This window comes from Achromobacter sp. LC458 (assembly GCF_001005835.2).
Lineage (GTDB): Bacteria > Pseudomonadota > Gammaproteobacteria > Burkholderiales > Burkholderiaceae_B > Achromobacter > Achromobacter spanius_B.
In genome coordinates, this window is the sequence record NZ_LBHW02000031.1 from 56,637 (window position 1) to 74,728 (window position 18,092).

14 protein-coding genes are annotated in these 18,092 nt (G+C 66.4%); 9 read left to right on the forward strand and 5 right to left on the reverse strand.

Annotation, left to right across the window (positions count from 1 at the left end; all coding sequences use genetic code 11):
- Positions 1-20 precede the first annotated feature (20 nt).
- From YH64_RS22095 to def, 3 genes are read left to right on the forward strand one after another with little or no spacing between them, the layout of a single operon-like run.
- Positions 21-1,163, forward strand: coding sequence for a 2-aminoethylphosphonate--pyruvate transaminase (locus YH64_RS22095; RefSeq protein WP_046806493.1), 1,143 nt, complete (start codon positions 21-23; stop codon positions 1,161-1,163).
- Between the two features lie 11 nt (positions 1,164-1,174).
- Complete coding sequence (gene gloA / locus YH64_RS22100) at positions 1,175-1,570, forward strand: lactoylglutathione lyase (protein WP_046806494.1); 396 nt, start codon at positions 1,175-1,177, stop codon at positions 1,568-1,570.
- An 11-nt stretch (positions 1,571-1,581) separates the two neighbouring features.
- Entirely contained in the window at positions 1,582-2,115 is a 534-nt protein-coding gene (gene def, locus YH64_RS22105; protein WP_046806495.1) for a peptide deformylase, read from the forward strand.
- Here def and YH64_RS22110 read toward each other — a convergent pair.
- Positions 2,112-4,421: an acyl-CoA dehydrogenase gene (locus YH64_RS22110; RefSeq protein ID WP_046806496.1), complete on the reverse strand. Its 2,310-nt coding sequence runs from the start codon at positions 4,419-4,421 to the stop codon at positions 2,112-2,114. The genes def and YH64_RS22110 overlap by 4 nt on opposite strands.
- Positions 4,422-4,569: 148 nt before the next feature.
- Between YH64_RS22110 and YH64_RS22115 the strand changes: the two genes are divergently transcribed.
- Positions 4,570-5,799 carry a nucleoside recognition domain-containing protein gene (locus YH64_RS22115; RefSeq protein ID WP_046806497.1) on the forward strand — a complete coding sequence of 410 codons (1,230 nt, stop codon included), beginning with the start codon at positions 4,570-4,572 and terminating at the stop codon, positions 5,797-5,799.
- A 48-nt stretch (positions 5,800-5,847) separates the two neighbouring features.
- On the opposite strand, the gene pyk is transcribed toward YH64_RS22115, so the two are convergent.
- Positions 5,848-7,290: a pyruvate kinase gene (gene pyk / locus YH64_RS22120; protein ID WP_046806498.1), complete on the reverse strand. Its 1,443-nt coding sequence runs from the start codon at positions 7,288-7,290 to the stop codon at positions 5,848-5,850.
- Between the two features lie 105 nt (positions 7,291-7,395).
- Here pyk and YH64_RS22125 point away from each other — a divergent pair, with 105 nt between their 5' ends.
- Positions 7,396-8,538, forward strand: a complete 1,143-nt coding sequence (locus YH64_RS22125; RefSeq protein ID WP_046806499.1) for a glycerate kinase — start codon at positions 7,396-7,398, stop codon at positions 8,536-8,538.
- An 87-nt stretch (positions 8,539-8,625) separates the two neighbouring features.
- On the opposite strand, the gene rsmA is transcribed toward YH64_RS22125, so the two are convergent.
- From rsmA to YH64_RS22140, 3 genes are read right to left on the reverse strand one after another with little or no spacing between them, the layout of a single operon-like run.
- Positions 8,626-9,411, reverse strand: a complete 786-nt coding sequence (rsmA, locus tag YH64_RS22130; RefSeq protein WP_046806500.1) for a 16S rRNA (adenine(1518)-N(6)/adenine(1519)-N(6))-dimethyltransferase RsmA — start codon at positions 9,409-9,411, stop codon at positions 8,626-8,628.
- Between the two features lie 18 nt (positions 9,412-9,429).
- A complete protein-coding gene (locus YH64_RS22135; RefSeq protein WP_046806501.1) occupies positions 9,430-11,016 on the reverse strand; it encodes a peptidylprolyl isomerase in 1,587 nt (528 codons plus the stop codon).
- Complete coding sequence (locus YH64_RS22140) at positions 11,013-13,403, reverse strand: LPS-assembly protein LptD (RefSeq protein WP_046806502.1); 2,391 nt, start codon at positions 13,401-13,403, stop codon at positions 11,013-11,015. The genes YH64_RS22135 and YH64_RS22140 overlap by 4 nt, the downstream gene beginning before the upstream one ends.
- A gap of 168 nt (positions 13,404-13,571) precedes the next feature.
- Between YH64_RS22140 and YH64_RS22145 the strand changes: the two genes are divergently transcribed.
- The 4 genes from YH64_RS22145 to YH64_RS22160 all read left to right on the forward strand — a co-directional run bounded on the left by YH64_RS22145 (position 13,572) and on the right by YH64_RS22160 (position 17,940).
- Positions 13,572-14,612 carry an aminoglycoside phosphotransferase family protein gene (locus tag YH64_RS22145; RefSeq protein WP_046806503.1) on the forward strand — a complete coding sequence of 347 codons (1,041 nt, stop codon included), beginning with the start codon at positions 13,572-13,574 and terminating at the stop codon, positions 14,610-14,612.
- The gene (gene murU / locus YH64_RS22150) at positions 14,612-15,298 is read left to right on the forward strand and encodes an N-acetylmuramate alpha-1-phosphate uridylyltransferase MurU (RefSeq protein ID WP_046806504.1); all 687 of its coding nucleotides are present in this window, start codon (positions 14,612-14,614) and stop codon (positions 15,296-15,298) included. The genes YH64_RS22145 and murU overlap by 1 nt, the downstream gene beginning before the upstream one ends.
- A 148-nt stretch (positions 15,299-15,446) precedes the next feature.
- Positions 15,447-16,145, forward strand: a complete 699-nt coding sequence (locus YH64_RS22155; protein WP_046806505.1) for a DUF6776 family protein — start codon at positions 15,447-15,449, stop codon at positions 16,143-16,145.
- Positions 16,146-16,290: 145 nt separating this feature from the next.
- Positions 16,291-17,940 (forward strand): FAD-dependent monooxygenase, encoded by a 1,650-nt coding sequence (locus tag YH64_RS22160; RefSeq protein ID WP_046806506.1) that lies wholly within the window; start codon positions 16,291-16,293, stop codon positions 17,938-17,940.
- Positions 17,941-18,092 lie beyond the last annotated feature (152 nt).

Genomic DNA, 18,092 nt, shown 5'->3' on the forward strand with positions numbered 1-18,092 from the left:
GGCGCACTGGAGACAAGACAATGTTGCTGCTGATTCCTGGCCCGGTCACGACCGACGCGCGGGTGAAGGCCGCCATGGCGCAAGACTACGCGCCGTGGGACAACGATTTCCGCGCAGCCTACCGGCAGGTCTGCGACGGGGTCTTGCAGGTGGCCCAGGGCTCGGCCGACGAGCACGTGGCAATGGCGCTGCCCGGCTGCGGCCACTTTGCGGTGGAAGCCGCCGTGCGCACCTTCGTGCCGCCCGGCGGCCGCCTGCTGGCGCCGTCCACCGGCGCGTACGCGGCGCGCCTGCAAAAGCTGGCCGGCGACGCCGGACGCATCGCCGTGCCGCTGGCGGTCGGCGCCACCGAACGCCTGGACCCGGCCGCCGTGGCCGCCGCGCTGGAACAAGACCCCACGCTGACGCACCTGGCGCTGGTCTATAGCGAAACGGGCAGCGGCATCTGCCACGACGTGCCGGCATTGGCGCGCATTGCCCACGCGCTGGGCCGCCGCGTCATCGTCGACGCGGTATCCGCCTTCGGCGCATTGCCGCTGGATGTCTCCTCCCTGCCCGCCGTGGATGCCGTGGTGCTGACGGCCAATAAATGCCTGGAAGGGCTGCCCGGCGCCGCCTTCGTCGTGGCCCGCCGCGACCGCCTGGAGGCCGCGCGCGGCAACGCGGGCAGCTGGTCGCTGGACCTGGCCGACATCTATCAACACACGCTGGCGCCCAATGCCGGCCCGCGCTTCACGCCGCCCGCACCCACGCTGGCGGCGCTGGCCGTGGCGCTGGACCTGTACCACCAGGAAGGCCGCGAGGCGCGGCTGGCGCGTTACACGGCCAACATGCGCACGCTTTATGATGGCGTCAGCGAACTGGGCCTGACGCCCTACCTGTCGCGCGATCTGCAAGGCCCCATCGTCGTCAACGTGCATGCGCCGGATTCCCCGAACTGGCATCTGCAATTGTTCGTGGACGCCCTGAAGGCGCGCGGCTACGTGCTCAGTAATTTCTTCAACACCGAACAACCCACGTTCCGGGTCGGCTGCATCGGCGCCTTTGGCGCGGACCAGATGCGGCAGGCGGTCGCCGCCATGGGCGGCGCACTGCGCGACATCGGCATTACGCGGCAACACTCGGGCAACCCCGGGTTCCTGCCACAACCCCTCATCGCCTAAGGAAGATCTCCATGCGTATGCTCCACACCATGCTGCGAGTCGGCAACCTTGATAAATCCATCGATTTCTACACCAACGTGCTTGGCATGCGCGTGCTGCGCCGCAACGACTACCCGGAAGGCAAGTTCACGCTGGCCTTCGTGGGTTATCAAGACGAATCCGAAGGCGCGGTCATCGAACTGACCCACAACTGGGACACCGAAAAGTACGACCTGGGCAACGGCTACGGCCACATCGCGCTGGAAGTGGACAACGCCTACGAAGCCTGTGACAAGGTCAAGGAACGCGGCGGCAAGGTCACCCGCGAAGCCGGTCCGATGAAGCACGGCAAGACCGTGATCGCCTTTGTGGAAGACCCGGACGGCTACAAGATCGAGTTCATCCAGAAGAAAGGCCGTCAGGACTGACGCGTACCGCCATGATCCACCCCATCCTGAAAATGGGCGACCCGCGCCTGCTGCGCGTGGCCCCACCCGTCGATAAATTCGACACGCCCGAGCTGCACGCCCTGATCGACGACATGTTTGAAACCATGGCGGCCGCGCAAGGCGTGGGGCTGGCGGCGCCGCAGATCGGCGTGGACCTGCAACTGGTGATCTTCGGCTTTGACCGCAACGACCGCTATCCCGACGCGCCCCCCGTGCCGCAGACCATCTTGTGCAACCCGGTCATCACGCCGCTGTCGGACGAGATGGAAGACGGCTGGGAAGGCTGCCTGTCGGTGCCCGGCCTGCGCGGGCTGGTGCCGCGCTATCGCCACATCCGCTACAGCGGCCGCGACCCGTATGGCCAGTTGATCGAGCGCGAAGCCGAAGGCTTTCATGCCCGCGTGGTGCAGCACGAATGCGACCACCTGATCGGCCGCCTGTACCCGTCGCGCATTCAGGATTTCACGAAGTTCGGCTTCACTGAAGTCCTGTTTCCGGGCATGGATCCGAACGCCGACGACTAAGCGTCGGGTTCCGGGGCCTGTTCGGAAGCGGACGTCGAATCAGGGCTTGCCGCCTGGGGCGACAGCTCTTGCGGCGCAAAATCATCCACCTGCAAGACCTTGGACACCATCGCGTCCGCCGCCTCCAGCTGCGCGGCCTGGGCGTCCGTGATGGCGCCCAGCTGATGCGCCTGGCGCCAATTGCGCACGTTCGACTGGCGCAGGCGGTCGCGGATGGGCTGCACCGCTTCAACCAGCGCGAAGGCGCGGGTCAGATCCGCCAAGGGGTCGCTACCCGCGCGGCCGCCCCCTAGCAGTACGCCAGCCCCCGCGCCGCTGCCCGGCTCGCGATGCAGATCGGCCGCCAGCCGGTCATGCGTGGGTGACGGCTTCAACAGCAGGTCGGCGCACGCGCGCGTCAAGGCGTCGTTCGGCCCGCGCGCCAGGCGCCACGGCAGGATGGCGGCGCGCAGGCCCCACGCCAGCACGCGGCCCGGCAGGTTGCGCAGCACGTCGTCCAGGCTTTTCTCGATGCTGGCGTAGCCCTGTTCCATGCACCAATGCACCAGCGGCAGATCGTCGTGCTTGCGGCCTTCGTCTTCCCAACGCTTGAGCACCGCCGACAGCAGGTAAAGCTGCGACAACACATCGCCCAGCCGCGCCGAGATCATTTCGCGCCGCTTCAGCCCGCCACCCAATTGCGCCAACGTGGCGTCGGCCAACAGCGCAAAGCCGGACGCATAGCGTCCCAGCCGCCGGTAATGCCCGGCCGTGGGGCCGGACACCGGCGACGGCGCCAGCAAGGCGCCCGACCAGGCGCGCCCGATCGCACGCAGCGTGTTCTTGCCGGCGTGCCGCAGATGGCGCCAGAACACGTCATGGAACACCTCGATACCGCGTTCTTCGTCGGGGTTGGCCAGCGCCAGCATTTCGGGCATCAGATAGGGATGCGCGCGGATGGCGCCCTGCCCGAAGATGATGAGGTTGCGCGTCAGGATGTTGGCGCCTTCGACCGTGATGGCGATGGGCACCGCGCGGTACAGCGCGCCCAGGTAGTTGCTGGGGCCGTCGATGACCGCGCGGCCCGCGTGCACGTCCATCGCGGCGTTGACCGAATCGCGCATGCGCTCGGTGGCGTGGTATTTCATGATGCCGGACACAACGGCCGGCTTTACATCCTGGTTCAGCGCGGCGCAGGTCAGGCGGCGCGCCGCCTCGACCAGATAGGCGTTGCCCGCCAGCCGGGCCAACTGTTCCTGCACGCCTTCGAACTTGCCGATGGGGATGCCGAACTGCTCACGCACCCGCGCGTACATGCCGGTGGTGTGCGCGCACATGACGGCGGCAGCGGCCGACAGCGACGGCAGCGAAATGCCGCGCCCGGCGGCCAAGGCGCTCATCAGCATCTTCCAGCCCTGGCCGGCGCGGGCCTCGCCGCCGATCAGCGCATCCAGCGGCACGAACACATCGCGCCCTTTGTTCGGGCCGTTCTGAAACACCTGCATGGCCGGCAGATGGCGTCGGCCAATTTCCACGCCCGGCGCCTCGGTGGGCACCAGCGCCACCGAAATGCCGATGTCTGCCGGGCCGCCCAGAATGCCGTCGGGGTCTGACATCTTGAACGCCAGCCCCAGCACCGTGGCCACCGGCCCCAGCGTGATGTAGCGCTTGTGCCAGTTGAGCCGGATACCGATCAGTTCGCGGCCATCGACCACCTGGCGGCAGACGACGCCCGTGTCCACCATGGACGCGGCATCCGAGCCCGCCTCGGGGCTGGTCAGCCCGAAGCACGGCACCTCGCGGCCATCGGCCAGGCGCGGCAACCAGTAATCACGCTGCGCGGGCGTGCCGAACTGCATCAGCAGTTCGCCGGGGCCCAATGAATTGGGCACCATGACGGTCACGCCCGCCGTGATGGAATAGGCCGATATGCGGCGCACCACTTCGGAATGCGCGTACGGGGAAAAGCCCAGCCCGCCATAGCGGCGCGGAATGATCATGCCGAAAAAGCGCTGCGATTTCAGAAAGCTCCAGACCTGCGGCGGCAGGTCGCGCCGGTTCCAGGTGATGTCCCATTCGTCCAGCATCGTGCACAGCTGCGCCACGGGGCCATCGATAAAGGCCTGCTCTTCGGGGGTGAGGGTGGCGGCGGGCACGTCCAGCAGCTTGCGCCAGTTGGGGTTGCCGGTGAACAGGTCGGCGTCCCACCAGGTGTCTCCGGCCTCGATGGCTTCGCGCTCGGTGGCCGACATGGGGGGCAAGGCGTTGCGCGCCCAGCGGTACGCGGGTTCCGAGATGCGGCGACGGCGCCAGGCATTGAAATCCATGAGTGTCCCTCACTGTTATGGCCCTAGGGCGGTTCGGCCCAAAGTACCAGAATTGGCGCCGCGCGGCCAAGCTGGCCAGGGCTGACTCTGCGACAATGAGCGTCCCCGCGCTGGTGCGCAATCAACCGCTGTCCGGGCATCGTCACGCATGCTGAACAAACTCTGGCTGGGCTTCTTCCTGACCGCCGCCGCCGCCGCGCTGTACCGCTGGCTGGCCATTGGAGACCCCGACGTCTTTCGCCTGATGGTGGCCAGCCTGTTCGATATGGCGCGCGTGTCGGTCGAAGTGATGGTGCTGCTGTTCGGCACGCTGACCTTGTGGCTGGGCTTCCTGCGTATCGCCGAAGCCGCCGGGCTGGTGGAAAAGCTGGCGCGCCTGCTGGGGCCGCTGTTCGCGCGCCTGATGCCCGGCGTGCCGCGCAATCACCCCGCCATCGGTCTGATCACGCTGAACTTCGCGGCCAACGGTCTGGGGCTGGACAACGCCGCCACCCCCATCGGCCTGCGCGCCATGCGCGAACTGCAATCCCTGAACCCCACGCCTGAAACCGCCAGCAACGCGCAGATCCTGTTCCTGGTGCTGAACGCGTCATCGCTGACGCTGCTGCCCGTCACGCTGTTCATGTTCCGCGCGCAGCAGGGCGCGGCCGACCCCACGCTGGTATTCCTGCCCATCCTGCTGGCAACCAGCGCGTCGACGTTGGCGGGCTTTCTGGCCGTGGCCGCGTGCCAGCGCCTGCGGCTGACCGACCCGGTGGTGATGCTGTGGCTGGGCGGCGCGGCCTTGCTCATGGGCGGCTTCATGGCGCTGCTGGCCGGCATGTCGGCCGCGGCCATCGCATCGTTATCGTCCGTGATGGGCAACCTGGCGCTGTTCGGCATCCTGCTGGCGTTCTTGGTCGTGGGCGCCTGGAAAAAGGTGCCGGTCTACGAAACGTTCATCGAGGGCGCCAAGGAAGGCTTCGACATTGCCAAGAGCCTGCTGCCGTATCTGGTGGCCATGCTGTGCGCGGTGGGGGTGCTGCGCGCATCGGGCGCGCTGGATTTTCTGCTGGACGGCATCCGCTGGCTGGCGCTGCAAGCCGGGTGGGACACACGCTTTGTCGACGCGCTGCCGACCGCGCTGGTCAAGCCGTTTTCCGGCAGCGCGGCACGCGCGATGATGCTGGAAACCATGACGCATTTCGGCGTGGACAGCTTCCCCGCCCTGCTGTCGGCCGTGATGCAGGGCAGCACCGAAACCACCTTCTACGTGCTGGCGGTGTACTTCGGGTCGGTGGGGATATTGCGCGCGCGCCACGCGGTGGGCTGCGCGCTGATCGCCGATGCGGCCGGCGTGATGGCCGCCATCGGCGTGTGCTACTGGTTCTTTGGCTGAAAGCCTGCCCGGGCGTGCGGGGCCGGGTCGCGGCCCCGCCAGCCCGGGTCAATCCACCAGCAGGATCTTCATGCCGTTGGTGCCGCCGCTGTCGCGGTAGAAATCGCCCTTGGTCAGGATGACCCAGTCGCCCGTCTTGACCAGGTTGCGCTTGCGCAGTTCGTCGATGGCGGCCTCGCTGAGTTCGGCCGGTTCGTAGTCCGACGGCGCGAACGGAATGGTGTAGACGCCCCGGAACATCGCCACGCGGTTCTGCGTCAGGCTGTGCGGGCTGTAGCAGTAGATCGGCACGCCCGAACGAATGCGCGACATGATCAGCGGCGTGTGCCCGCTTTCGGTCAAGGCGATGATGGCCTTGACGCCCGGAAAGTGGTTGGCCGCGTACATGGCCGCCAGCGCAATGGTTTCATCGCAGCGCGTGAAGGTCTCGCCCATGCGGTGATGCGACACCGTGGACGTCGGGTGCTTTTCCGCGCCCAGGCAAACGCGCGCCATGGCTTGCACGGTTTCAACGGGATACTGGCCCGAGGCGCTTTCCGCCGACAGCATCACGGCGTCGGTGTAGTCCAGCACCGCGTTGGCCACGTCCGACACTTCGGCGCGCGTGGGCATGGGGCTGGAGATCATGGATTCCATCATCTGCGTCGCGGTGATGACCACTTTATTCAGCGTGCGCGCGTGCTGAATGATGCGCTTCTGGATGCCGACGAGTTCGGCGTCGCCCACTTCCACGCCCAGGTCGCCGCGCGCCACCATCACGCCGTCGCTGGCGCGAATCAGCGAGTCCAGCGCTTCGTCGTCGGCCACGGCTTCGGCGCGTTCGATCTTGGCGATGATCCATGCCTGGCTGCCGGCCTCGGCCAACAGGGCGCGGGCTTCGTCGATGTCGCTGCCATAGCGCGGGAACGACACGGCCACATAATCCAGTTCCATTTCGGCCGCCAGCTTGATGTCGACGCGGTCCTTGTCGGTGAGGCTGGGCGCGGACAAGCCGCCGCCACGGCGGTTGATGCCCTTGTTGTTCGACAGCGGGCCGCCCACCGTAACGGTGGTGTGGACTTCATCGCCTTCGACGCGGTCCACCACCAGCACGACACGGCCATCGTCCAGCAGCAGTTCGTCGCCCACGCGGCAATCCGTGACCAGTTCCGGGTAATCGATGCCGACGATGCTGGCCGTGCCCGCATCCTTGGGATGCACGCGCGACAGCGTGAAGGGCTGGCCGACGTGCAGTTGCACCAGCTTGTCGGTGAAGCGCGCGATACGGATCTTGGGGCCCTGCAGGTCGCCCATGATGGCGACGAAACGGCCCTGCTTGGCGGCAATGTCCCGCACCAGGCGCGCGCGGTCGCGGTGGTCGTCCGCGCTGCCGTGCGAGAAGTTCAAACGGGCCACGTCAAGGCCGGCGCGGATCAGCGCTTCAATGCGTTCGGGCGTCGAAGTCGAAGGGCCCAAGGTGGCAACAATTTTGGTGCGGCGCAATACAGGCATGACGGTCCACTCTCGCAAAAACAACGAAAGCGCTATGGTACGCCGCCTGCGTCGGCGCGGGTATCATGGCCCTTACTCCCACCGATTACGAGGCGACCCCAACCCGTGAAAATCGTCATTGCTCCCGACTCCTTCAAGGAAAGCGTGTCCGCCCCCGACGCGGCGGCGGCCATTGCGCGCGGCGTGAAAGCCGCCTGCCCCGGCGCCCACACGATATGCGTGCCCATGGCCGACGGCGGCGAAGGCACGGTCGAAGCCGTGCTGGCCGCCACCGGCGGCAAGGAACAGCAGCTGACGGTGAACGACGCGCTGGGCTACAAGGTCGATGCCGTGTGGGGCCTGCTGGAAGACGGCACGGCCGTGATCGAAATGGCGGCCGCGGCGGGGCTGGAACTGATCTCGCCGTCCAAGCGCGACCCGATGCGCGCCAGCAGCCACGGCGTGGGCGAGCTGATGCTGGCGGCCGTGAACGCGGGCGCCACGCGCATCATCCTGGGCTTGGGCGGGTCCGCCACCAACGACGCGGGCGCCGGCATGCTGACGGCGCTGGGCGTGCGCCTGCTCGACGCGGGCGGCAACAGCCTGCCGCCCGGTGGCGGCGCGCTGGGCAAGTTGGCCGCCATCGACACGCGCGGACTGGATCCGCGCCTGGCCAGGATCCACATCGATATCGCGTCAGACGTCGACAATCCGCTGTGCGGCCCGCATGGCGCATCGCACGTGTTCGGGCCGCAAAAAGGCGCCACGCCGGAACAGGTGTTGGCGCTGGACCAGATGCTGTCGAATTTTGCCGATGTGTGCGCGCGCCACCTGGGCGTGGACCATCGCAACGAACCCGGCGCGGGCGCGGCGGGTGGCCTGGGCTTTGCGGCCAAGGCGTTCTTGCAGGCGCACTTTCGCCCGGGCGTGGAAATTGTGGCCGAGCTTGGCGGCCTGGCCGACGCCATCGAAGGCGCCACGCTGGTGTTCACCGGCGAAGGCCGCATGGACGCGCAAACGCTGCGCGGCAAAACCCCGGCGGGCGTGGCCAAGATCGCGCAGCAGGCCGGCGTGCCGGTGGTGGCGCTGGCGGGGTCGTTGGGTGAGGGCTACGAAGCGCTGCACGCCGGCGGCATCAGCGCCGCGTTTAGTTTGGCGCCCGGTCCCATCACGTTGCAACAAGCACTGGCCGACGCGGAAAAGCTGCTTGCCGAGCGTGCGCGCGACGTCATGCAGCTATGGATGGCCGCGCAAAAACGGATGTTGTGATGCGCCTGGCGCGGATAGCGTGGCATGCGCCACGCTTGCATTGCGTGACACGCGCCACGCCCGCTTGAAGCGCTGCGCGCTTTGCGCTTATTGAAGCAGGCCCGCTGCCACCAGCGCATCCGACAGGCGGATATACCGGTCCACCGAAATATCCTCGGCGCGCGCGGTCGGCGCAATGTCCAGCGCTTCCCAGGGCACTTGCGGCGCCCAGTCGGCCAACACGCGACGCAGCATCTTGCGGCGCTGCGAAAAGGCGCGCGCCACCACGGTTTCAAAGGCACGCACGCTGACCGGTTGCAGGCGGTCGGCCGGCAGCGGCACCATGCGCACAATGGCCGACACCACCTTGGGCGGCGGATCGAACGCTTCGGGCGGCACATCGAACAGCTTGTGCATGCGATAGCGCGACTGCAACATCACGGACAAGCGGCTGAAATCGCCGGAGCCCGCTTGCGCCACCATGCGGTCGATGACCTCGCGCTGCAACATGAAATGCTGGTCGCGGATGTGGTCGGCCCACGTCATCAGATGGAACAGCAGCGGGCTGGAAATGTTGTAGGGCAGATTGCCCACCACGCGCAGCGCGCTGCCGAATTGCGAGAAATCCACCGTCAACGCGTCGGCTTCGACCACGGTCAGGCGCGACGCATCAAACTGCTTGCGCAGGCGCGCGGCCAGGTCGCGGTCGATTTCCACGGCGGTGAGATGGTCCAGACGCTCTAGCAGCGGCCGGGTCAAGGCAGATAACCCTGGGCCGATTTCGACCACGGCATCGTCACGGGCGGGGCCAACCGCCCGGACGATGGACTCGACGACGCTTTCGTCGGTCAGGAAGTTCTGGCCGAAGCGCTTGCGCGCCTGGTGTTGAGACATGAAAAGCCCGTAATGCGTTTAGCGGTTGTTCTGCTGGATCTTTTGCTGCTTTTCAAGCCGGTTGTCGACGTAAGCCTGAGCACGCAATTGCTCCAGCCAGTCTTCAAAAGCAGGCTGGGCGCGACGCTCGAACAGAATCTGGCGCGCCTTCATGCGGGCCAGGTCGTCGGTGGCGTCGTGTTCGCGGCGTTCTTCGACTTCAATCAGGTGCCAGCCAAAGGGCGACTGGATCGGCGGGCTGATTTCGCCCGGCTTCAGCGCGTTCATGGCGGCTTCGAACGGCGGCACGGTTTCACCCGGGTTCAGCCATCCCAGTTCGCCGCCCTGCGGCGCGGTGGCGTCCTGCGAATACTGGCGCGCCATGTCTTCAAACTTGGCGCCGCCCGACACCAGGCGCTGGCGCACCTGTTCCAGGCGCTGGCGCGCGGTTTCGTCGCTCATGACGGTGGACGTCTTGATCAGGATGTGGCGCGCGCGGGTCTGCATGACCTTGGTCGGGCCTTGCTGCGCGGGCGCTTGCGGACGCGCGGCGGGCTGCGGTGCCGGCGTGGGGGCCGGCGTGCGCGCGGTGCGGCCAGGCGCCGGCTGGGCCGTGCCGCGGTCCATCACCTTGATGATGTGGAAGCCGTTGCCGCTTTGGATCAGGTTGCTGACCTGGCCCTTTTGCAGATTGCCGATGGCCTTGACGAACAGGTCGGGCCAGCCGTCCAGCGGACGCACGCCCATCACGCCGCCTTGCAAGGCTTCGGGGCCATCCGACGATGCTGCCGCCAGGCTGGCGAAGTCGTCGCCGCGCTTGGCGCGCGCCAGGATGTCTTCGGCCTTCTTGCGCAGCACCGCCAGCTGTTCGGGGGTGGAGCCTTCCGGCACGCGCACCAGAATCTGGGCCAGCGCGTACAGCATCGGCCCGGAAGGCGCGGCGGCCTGCTCGGGCGCGGGCTCGGGCTGCGCCTGCGGTTGTGGCTGCTGCTGCGCTTGCGGCGCGGCGCCAAACGCCGGGTTGCGGCGCTGGTCCTTCAGGAACGCGTCGACCTCGGTGTCGGAAATGACGATAGTGGAATCCACCGCGCGCTGGCGCAAGCGATCCGTGCGGATCTCGTCACGCAGCGACTTGCGGTAGGCATCCCAATTGGTGCCTGACTTTTCGATTTCGCCGCGCAGTTGCGCCACGCTGATCTTGTTGCGCGCCGCGATGGTCTGGATGGCCTGGTCCACCTGGGCATCGTCCACGCGAATGCCAAGCCGGTCGGCTTCGTGGCGTTGCACGCGTTCCATGATCAGGCGCTGCAACACTTGATGTTGCAAGGTCTGGTCGTCGGGCACCTGGATGCCGCGCGATTTCAGTTCGGTCGAAATGCGGATGGACGCGTCGCGCAGTTCGCGCAACGTGATCACGTCCTTGTCGACCACGGCCGCGATGCCGTCCACGAACTGCTCGCCCTTGGGCGCCGGCGTGGTTTTCTGAGCGGCGGGCGCGGCCTTGGCGCCATTGTTCGCGGCCCGGCCTGTTGGCTCGGCCGCGTGCGCGGCGGGAAGGCCGGCGCATAAGGCCAACAACAGCGCACTGCCGGACAGGCGGCGCAAAGAGTGCAACCTACGCATCATTCATACCTTTCAAATGTGGTCCCAGCCGGCACGGGCGGTGTAATGCTGGTGTAGCCGGGGATACTTCTGTTCAGCAGGTTCATCGGGTCGGTTCCCAGGGAACCCAGACCGGTCAGCTCAAGCTGGAAGAACACAGCGGAGTTCGCGTCCGTTGCCGATACAGCATAGCGCTGGTAGACCACGCGGCCCACCCAGCAGCAATCGCCCTTGTACTCGACGCCGGCGATGGCCTGCGTGACACGGGGAGATTCCGTCGTGTTGGCCACCGTGCTGGACGGCCCGGAGCGCAAGGAATAATCCACGCGACCCACGCCGTACCAACGCTTGTTGAACGGCCATTGCAACGCCAGGCTGACCTGGTTCTGGCCCTGGGGCTGATACTGAACGCCCGGTTGCGGATCGCGCTGATAACGATACGACAGCGCCACCGTGGTCAGGCGCTGCGGCGACCAGCGTGCGCTGACCAAGCCGCGCGACCACTGGTTCTGGTAAGGATTGTACTGAGCGGCCACGTCGGTGCTCAGCGTGTCGGTCAGCGCCGCGCTGGCGCCCACCAGGAAGTCGGAACGCACGTTTTCACGCGGCGTTTCGCCCGGCAGCGTGACCTTTTGATCTTCAAAATACAGGCGCTGCGCCACGGCCAGCGACATGCGCTCGAAGCCGGTATTGGCGTCCAGCCAGCGCGTGGTCAAGGCGGCCGTCAGCTGGTTGGCGTTCGAGATACGGTCCCAGCCGCCGGTGTAGATGTTTTCTTCGAAGGCCTGCGAGAAGCTGAAGTCGGCCAGCGACGTGTCGTAGACCGGCATCTTGGACTGGTCGCGGTACGGCACGCGCAGGTAGTACAGGCGCGGTTCGAGCGTTTGCGTGGACGCCTTGCCGAACAGCGACGTGTCGCGTTCGAAGATCAGGCCGGCGTCCAGCGACATGATCGGCACGGTGCGCGATTGCGAACGCGGCAGGCCGTCGGCCGAACCGCCGTTCAGGCCCAGCGCATCCACGCCATACCATTTGGTCTGGTACTGGGTGTAGTTCACGCCCGCCTTGGGGATGATGAACCAGCCCGGGCGCACGATGGGGTACGACACCGTCGGGTAGGACTGCAAGCGGTCGCCATCAGGGTAGCGAACGGTCGAGCCGAAATCGGGACGGCGGAAACGCACGGCGGTAGACGTCCAGTCAACGTCGAAACCGCCCCAGTCATAGCGCGCACCGCGCAGGTACAACTCGGGTTCCTTGTCGTACGGCGGCACCAGCGGCGCGTCCGGATCCTGCAGCGTCTGGTACTTGTAGACCTGTGCGTACGTGCTCCAGTAGTTGGAGGCCCAGCCCACGCGGCCGCGCTGCGGCAGGTAGGTGGTCGACGCCTGGTTCAGGCCCAGCTGCGAGATGTCGCGGAAGTAGTTGTCGTCTGAAACCTTGGCGATGTCCCAGTCGGCGTAGAAGCCGTGCGAGAACGTCTGCTGGTGGCGCCACCAGTACATCCAGCGGTCTTCGCTGGTGACGTTGTCGTTAGGCAGGTAGGTGCCGTCCAGGGTGCCCAGATAGGACGAACCCAGGTAGCGGAATTCGCCGCCCAGCTGCATGCCGCGCTTGGAAAAGTAGCGCGGCTGGACCGTCATGTCGTAGTTGGGCGCCAGGTTCAGGTAGTACGGCAGCGAAATGTCGAAGCCGCCCTGGCTGGTGGTGCCATACGTCGGCATCAGGAAGCCCGACTTGCGTTCTTTCTTGACCGGGAAGGTCATGTAGGGCGACGCCAGGATCGGCACGTCCTTGAAATACAGCACGCCGTTGCGCGCCACGCCTTCGTTTTCGTCGAAATCGATATCGACGGTGTTGGCCTTGATGTACCAGGACGGCGTTTCGCACGAGCAGCCGCTGTACGTGACCGTATGCAGCCGCATCTGCGACTTGCTGAAGATGTCGGCGTGTTCGGCAACGGCGAAGCCGCCGGTGGCGCCCATCCAGAAGTTGGGCTTTTCGACCTGGCCTGAATATTTGTCGACGTTGAACTTCGCGTTGGGGCCGGTCACCAAGGTGCCGTCGCGCATCATGCGCGCACTGCCCTGGACATCGACTTCGCCGGTGTCCTTGCGGTAGTTGATGCGGTCGCCCTTGATGACGCCATCGATGCGGCGCACTTGCGCGCTGCCGTTCAGGGTCAGGTCGGAATCGGGGTCGCCCTCGATGCTGTCGGCTTCCAGGTACGCGGGGATGCTTTCATCGGGCAGGCGGTGAATGCGCAGACCCGGCGACGTACGCAACACGGGGGCCGCGGAGGTCGCGGTTGCTGCGGACGCCGCGGGAGTCGAACCTTGGCTGCCTTGAGCCTGGACGGCTCCGGCGGCCACGCTGACAGCAGAGAGGATCAACCACCGAACCTTGCGCACGAGTGAAAACAGCCCTTTTTGACGATGGGAAAACCTGGCATTGGCGGCGGAGAACGGCCGATGCTGGTGTAAACGAGCCGGTATTATAGAGAAGCCGCGCCATACGCCCAGCCTTATGTGCGCCGAATGCAAATTTCAGCAATATTGCCCTTCTGACACGGATCTTCCTTGAAAAACGATCACGACCCCCGCCTGGTGCAGATCCGCAACTGGCTGGAAAGCCTGCCCAAAGCCTTGAACCTGGCCGTGGACACGCTGCGCCCGGCCTCCGCCGACGCCAGTTTTCGCCGTTATTTCCGTTTGGACGCCGGCGAGCGCACCCTGATTGTCATGGACGCGCCGCCGGCGCACGAAGACTGCCGCCCCTTCCTGCACGTGGGCCAACTGCTGGCCGAAGCCGGGCTGAACGTGCCTCAGGTGCTGGAACAGGACCTGGACCAGGGCCTGCTGCTGCTGTCCGACCTGGGTGAGCAAACCTACTATCAGCGCATCCAGGCCGGCATTTCCGATAGCGAACTGCAAACGCTGTACCGCGAGGCACTGGCCGCGCTGGTGCGCTTGCAGCAGGCGTCCACCCGCGGCCTGGCCACGTACGACACCAACCGGCTGGCCGACGAGCTCAAGCTGTTCCCCGAGTGGTACGTCAACAAGCACCACGGCGTCACGCTGGACGACAAGACCGCCAACGCCCTGGAAAAGATCTTCGCCCTGCTGTCGACCAGCAACGGCGGCCAGGCGCAGGTACTGGTGCATCGCGACTTCCATTCGCCCAACCTGATGGTGTGCGACCAACCGCAGTACGGTCCCAACCCCGGCGTCATCGATTTCCAGGACGCGCTGGTGGGCCCCATCACCTATGACCTGGCCTCATTGGTTACCGACGCCCGCACCACCTGGGAGGAACCGCAGCAGCTGGACTGGGCCATCCGCTATTGGGAAATGGCGCGCGCGGCCGGCCTGCCCGTGGACGCCGACTTTGCCGAATTCCATCGCGCCTACGAATGGATGGGCCTGCAACGCAACCTGCGCATCATGGGCGTATTCGCCCGCCTGAACCACCGCGACGGCAAGGCGCATTACCTGGCCCACATGCCGCGCATGAACGGCTACGTCCGTCAGGTGGCCCAGCGCTACGGCGTTTTCACCCCCCTGCTGCGCCTGCTCGACCAACTGGACGACCGCCAGGTCAGCGTCGGATACACCTTTTGATGCAAGCCATGATTCTTGCCGCGGGCCGCGGCGAACGCATGCGCCCGCTGACCGATCGGCTGCCCAAGCCCTTGCTGACGGTGGGCGGCAAGCCCCTGATCGTCTGGCATTTGGAACGGCTGGCGGCGGCGGGCATCCGCCAGATCGTCATCAACCATGCCTGGCTGGGCCACGAGATCGAACGCGCGCTGGGCGATGGCGGTGCTTTCGGCGTGCGGATTCGGTATTCAGCCGAAGGCACCGCGCTGGAAACGGCCGGCGGCATCGCCCAGGCGCTTGCCCTGCTGGGCGATGCGCCGTTCCTGGTTGTGAACGGCGACGTCTGGTGCGACTGGGACCCCGCGCTGGCGCCGTCCCTGGCGGCCAATGTGCCCGATGGTGGCGTGGGCTTGTTGATGGTCGACAACCCCGTGCAGCACCCGGCCGGTGATTTCCGGCTATCGCCCGATGGCGTCCTGCATGCCGACGGCGAGCCGCGTTTGACCTACGCAGGCATCGGCGTCTACCATCCCTCGTTGTTCGCGGATGTCCAGCGCGGCACGGCGGCGCCCCTGGCGCCCCTGCTACGGCAGGCAATGGCCAAAAACCTGGCGCGCGGCGCACGCCACGACGGCCGCTGGGTCGATGTCGGCACCCCGCAACGGCTTGCCGATCTGGACGCGGAGCTCCTCGCAGCAGCACGCTGACGCTCACATATTTCACAATATCAAGGTGCGCAACCAGGCTTGTCCGCGCACCCAACCGCCCCGGCTAACGGGGTATTCTCTGACGCTTTGGCGCGCGCGGGCACCCGCGCGAACAAGCACATACACAGGAAGTTTTCTAGGAATGGGGATGTTTGGAAGATCGCAACGGGCTGTATTCAAGCCCTCCGTGTACCAACCCGGTCAACGCACGCGGCGCCTGCCGCGCTGGCTTGTCCTGCTGCTGGTGGGAATTGCCCTGGGTGCGGGCGGCGTGCTCTTCCTGCAAACGAACTACGGCCCGCAACGCCTGACCGTCGAGCAGTCCGAGTCCCTGCATAGCGAGCTGAGCGCGTCCAACCTGGAACGCCAGCGCCTGCAAACCCAGCTGGAAGAAGCCACCCAACAGCGCGACGCCAATAAGTCCGGCCACGAAAAGCTGACCACCGACCTGGCCGATGCCCGCGCCAAGATCGATACGCTGAACAAAGAACTGGTCCTGTTCCAGGACGCCATGCCGCCGGACCCGCGCGGCGGCAACCTGGGCATCCGCTCGGCCACATTCAAGCGCGCTCCCGGCCAGCTTGACTACCAGGTTCTGGTAATGCGCGAAGAGCGCACCGGCGCGCCGTTCAAGGGCACGCTGACGTTCAGCATCGAAGGCAGCTATTCCAATGGCCGCGCCGCAACCGTCACCCCGGAAGGCCCCACGCTGAATGTCGACCGCTACGACTACGCGCTAGGCCAGCTGAAGCTGCCCGACGGCTTTAACGCCCGCGTGGTGGTGCTGCGCGTCATGGACGCCAACCAGAAGCAGCAGGCGATGCGCATCTATAACGTGCGCAACTAAGCGTGCGCAACTAAGCGCGCAGCGCCCTTTTCTGAAAACCCGCCCGATTCGATCCGGCGGGTTTTTTTACGTCCCACCAAAGTAGTTGCGCGCGCAACTTATGAGAAATATAGTTGCGGAAACAACCAAATATCCTGGAGACAAGATGCCGCTACCCGCGCATGTACCCGTGTTGATTGCCGGCGGAGGCCCGGTCGGCCTGACGCTGGCCGCCCTGCTGGCCGAGTACGGCATCGCCTCGCTCACGGTCGAGGCAGACGACGACTATTGCCGTGGCAGCCGCGCCATCTGCATATCCCGCCGCTCGCAGGAAATCCTGGGCTGGGTGGGCGCGGACAAGCCGCTGATGGAAACCGGTCTGGCCTGGCCGGGCGGCCGCAGCTACTACCGCGACCGCGAAGTGCTGCACTTCCAGATGCCGCACGACCCCTTGCAGCGCTACGCGCCCATGGTCAACATCCAGCAATACTCGGTGGAGGAATACGCGCATCAGGCCATGCAGCGCCACCCCGATCTGGCCACATTGCAGTGGTCGGCCCGCGTGGCCGGCCTGCATGCCGACGCCGATGGCGTCACGGTCCAGATCGACACCGACGGCTCGCGCCAGACCGTGCGCGCCGACTGGTTGATTGCCTGCGACGGCGGCCGCAGCACCGTGCGCGAGGCCATGGGCCTGAAGCTGGAAGGCATGCAGTACGAAGGCCGCTACGTCATCGTCGACATCGAACAGGCATCGACCCGCCCCGTTGAACGCCTGGCCTGGTTCGACCCGCCGTCCAACCCCGGTTCCACCCTGCTGATGCACCGCCAGCCCGGCAACGTGTGGCGCGTGGACTACCAGATTCGCGACGACGAAGACCCCGACGAAGCCGTCAAACCGGAAAACGTCTTGCCGCGCGTGCAAAGCCATCTGGACATGATCGGCGAAACCGCGCCTTGGAAAGCCCTGTGGATTTCGGTCTACAACGCCAAGTGCCTGACGCTGGCGCAGTACCGCCACGGACGCGTATTGTTTGCCGGTGACGCCGGCCACCTGGTGCCCATCTTTGGCGTGCGCGGCCTGAACTCCGGCCTGGACGATGCCGGCAACCTGGCCTGGAAACTGGCCTGGGTCTTGAAGGGCCAGGCCCCGGACAGCCTGCTGGACAGCTACAGCATCGAACGCGTGCACGCCACCCGCCAGAACCTGGCCTATGGCGCCAAGAGCACGGAATTCATGGCGCCGCCGGACTTCGGCTTTCGCTTGATGCGCGAAGCCGCGTTGCGGCTGGCGTTGGTGGACGAGGCGGTGCGCCCGCTGATCAACCCCCGGCAGTCCGCGCCTATTTCGTACGACGCCTCGCCCTTGAACCTGCACGACGGCGCGCCGCAAGCCGGCCCCGCCGCCGCCCCCGGCCAACCCGTGCCCGATGCGCAGCTGCAAGACGGCCCCGCTGTCCGCTACCTGAGCCAGAGTTTCGGCCGGGGCTTCGTGCTGCTGGCGGTATCGCCCGACGCGTCGCTGGCCCGCGAATTGAATGCCCTGGCCACGGCCACGCAAAGCGCGCCGCACCCCTTGCAGATCGTGCAGGTGGGCGCCGGGGCGGGATCGGGCTCGGGCTCTGGCTGTCTGGACGACGCGCATGGGCAGTTGCGCCAGCGCCATGGCGCCGCCGACGGCCTGGTCACGCTGATCCGCCCGGACGGCTATGTGCTGGGCCGTTGGTCCGCGCCCGACGCCCAGCAGCTACGCGCCGCGCTGGCGCCCTACTATCCTTCGATCGCCCAGTCCGCAACCCAGGAAGGCCAAGCATGAACAACGACGATCTAGACCAGGTGTACACCGCCATGGCGCAAGCGCTGACGCGCGTGGGCGAATCCCAGGCGCCGCTGTTTCTTTCGATATTGGGCTTGTCGCTGCTGTCCCGCCAGCCCGACGCGGACACGGCGCTGGCGCTGCTGGCGCAG

Bases quoted from the DNA above. Each gene is read 5' to 3' on its own strand.
- YH64_RS22095 (WP_046806493.1), top strand. From the start codon at position 21: ATGTTGCTGCTGATTCCTGGCCCGGTCACGACCGACGCGCGGGTGAAG.
- gloA (WP_046806494.1), top strand. From the start codon at position 1,175: ATGCGTATGCTCCACACCATGCTGCGAGTCGGCAACCTTGATAAATCC.
- def (WP_046806495.1), top strand. From the start codon at position 1,582: ATGATCCACCCCATCCTGAAAATGGGCGACCCGCGCCTGCTGCGCGTG.
- YH64_RS22110 (WP_046806496.1), bottom strand. From the start codon at position 4,421: ATGGATTTCAATGCCTGGCGCCGTCGCCGCATCTCGGAACCCGCGTAC.
- YH64_RS22115 (WP_046806497.1), top strand. From the start codon at position 4,570: ATGCTGAACAAACTCTGGCTGGGCTTCTTCCTGACCGCCGCCGCCGCC.
- pyk (WP_046806498.1), bottom strand. From the start codon at position 7,290: ATGCCTGTATTGCGCCGCACCAAAATTGTTGCCACCTTGGGCCCTTCG.
- rsmA (WP_046806500.1), bottom strand. From the start codon at position 9,411: ATGTCTCAACACCAGGCGCGCAAGCGCTTCGGCCAGAACTTCCTGACC.
- YH64_RS22135 (WP_046806501.1), bottom strand. From the start codon at position 11,016: ATGATGCGTAGGTTGCACTCTTTGCGCCGCCTGTCCGGCAGTGCGCTG.
- murU (WP_046806504.1), top strand. From the start codon at position 14,612: ATGCAAGCCATGATTCTTGCCGCGGGCCGCGGCGAACGCATGCGCCCG.
- YH64_RS22155 (WP_046806505.1), top strand. From the start codon at position 15,447: ATGTTTGGAAGATCGCAACGGGCTGTATTCAAGCCCTCCGTGTACCAA.
- YH64_RS22160 (WP_046806506.1), top strand. From the start codon at position 16,291: ATGCCGCTACCCGCGCATGTACCCGTGTTGATTGCCGGCGGAGGCCCG.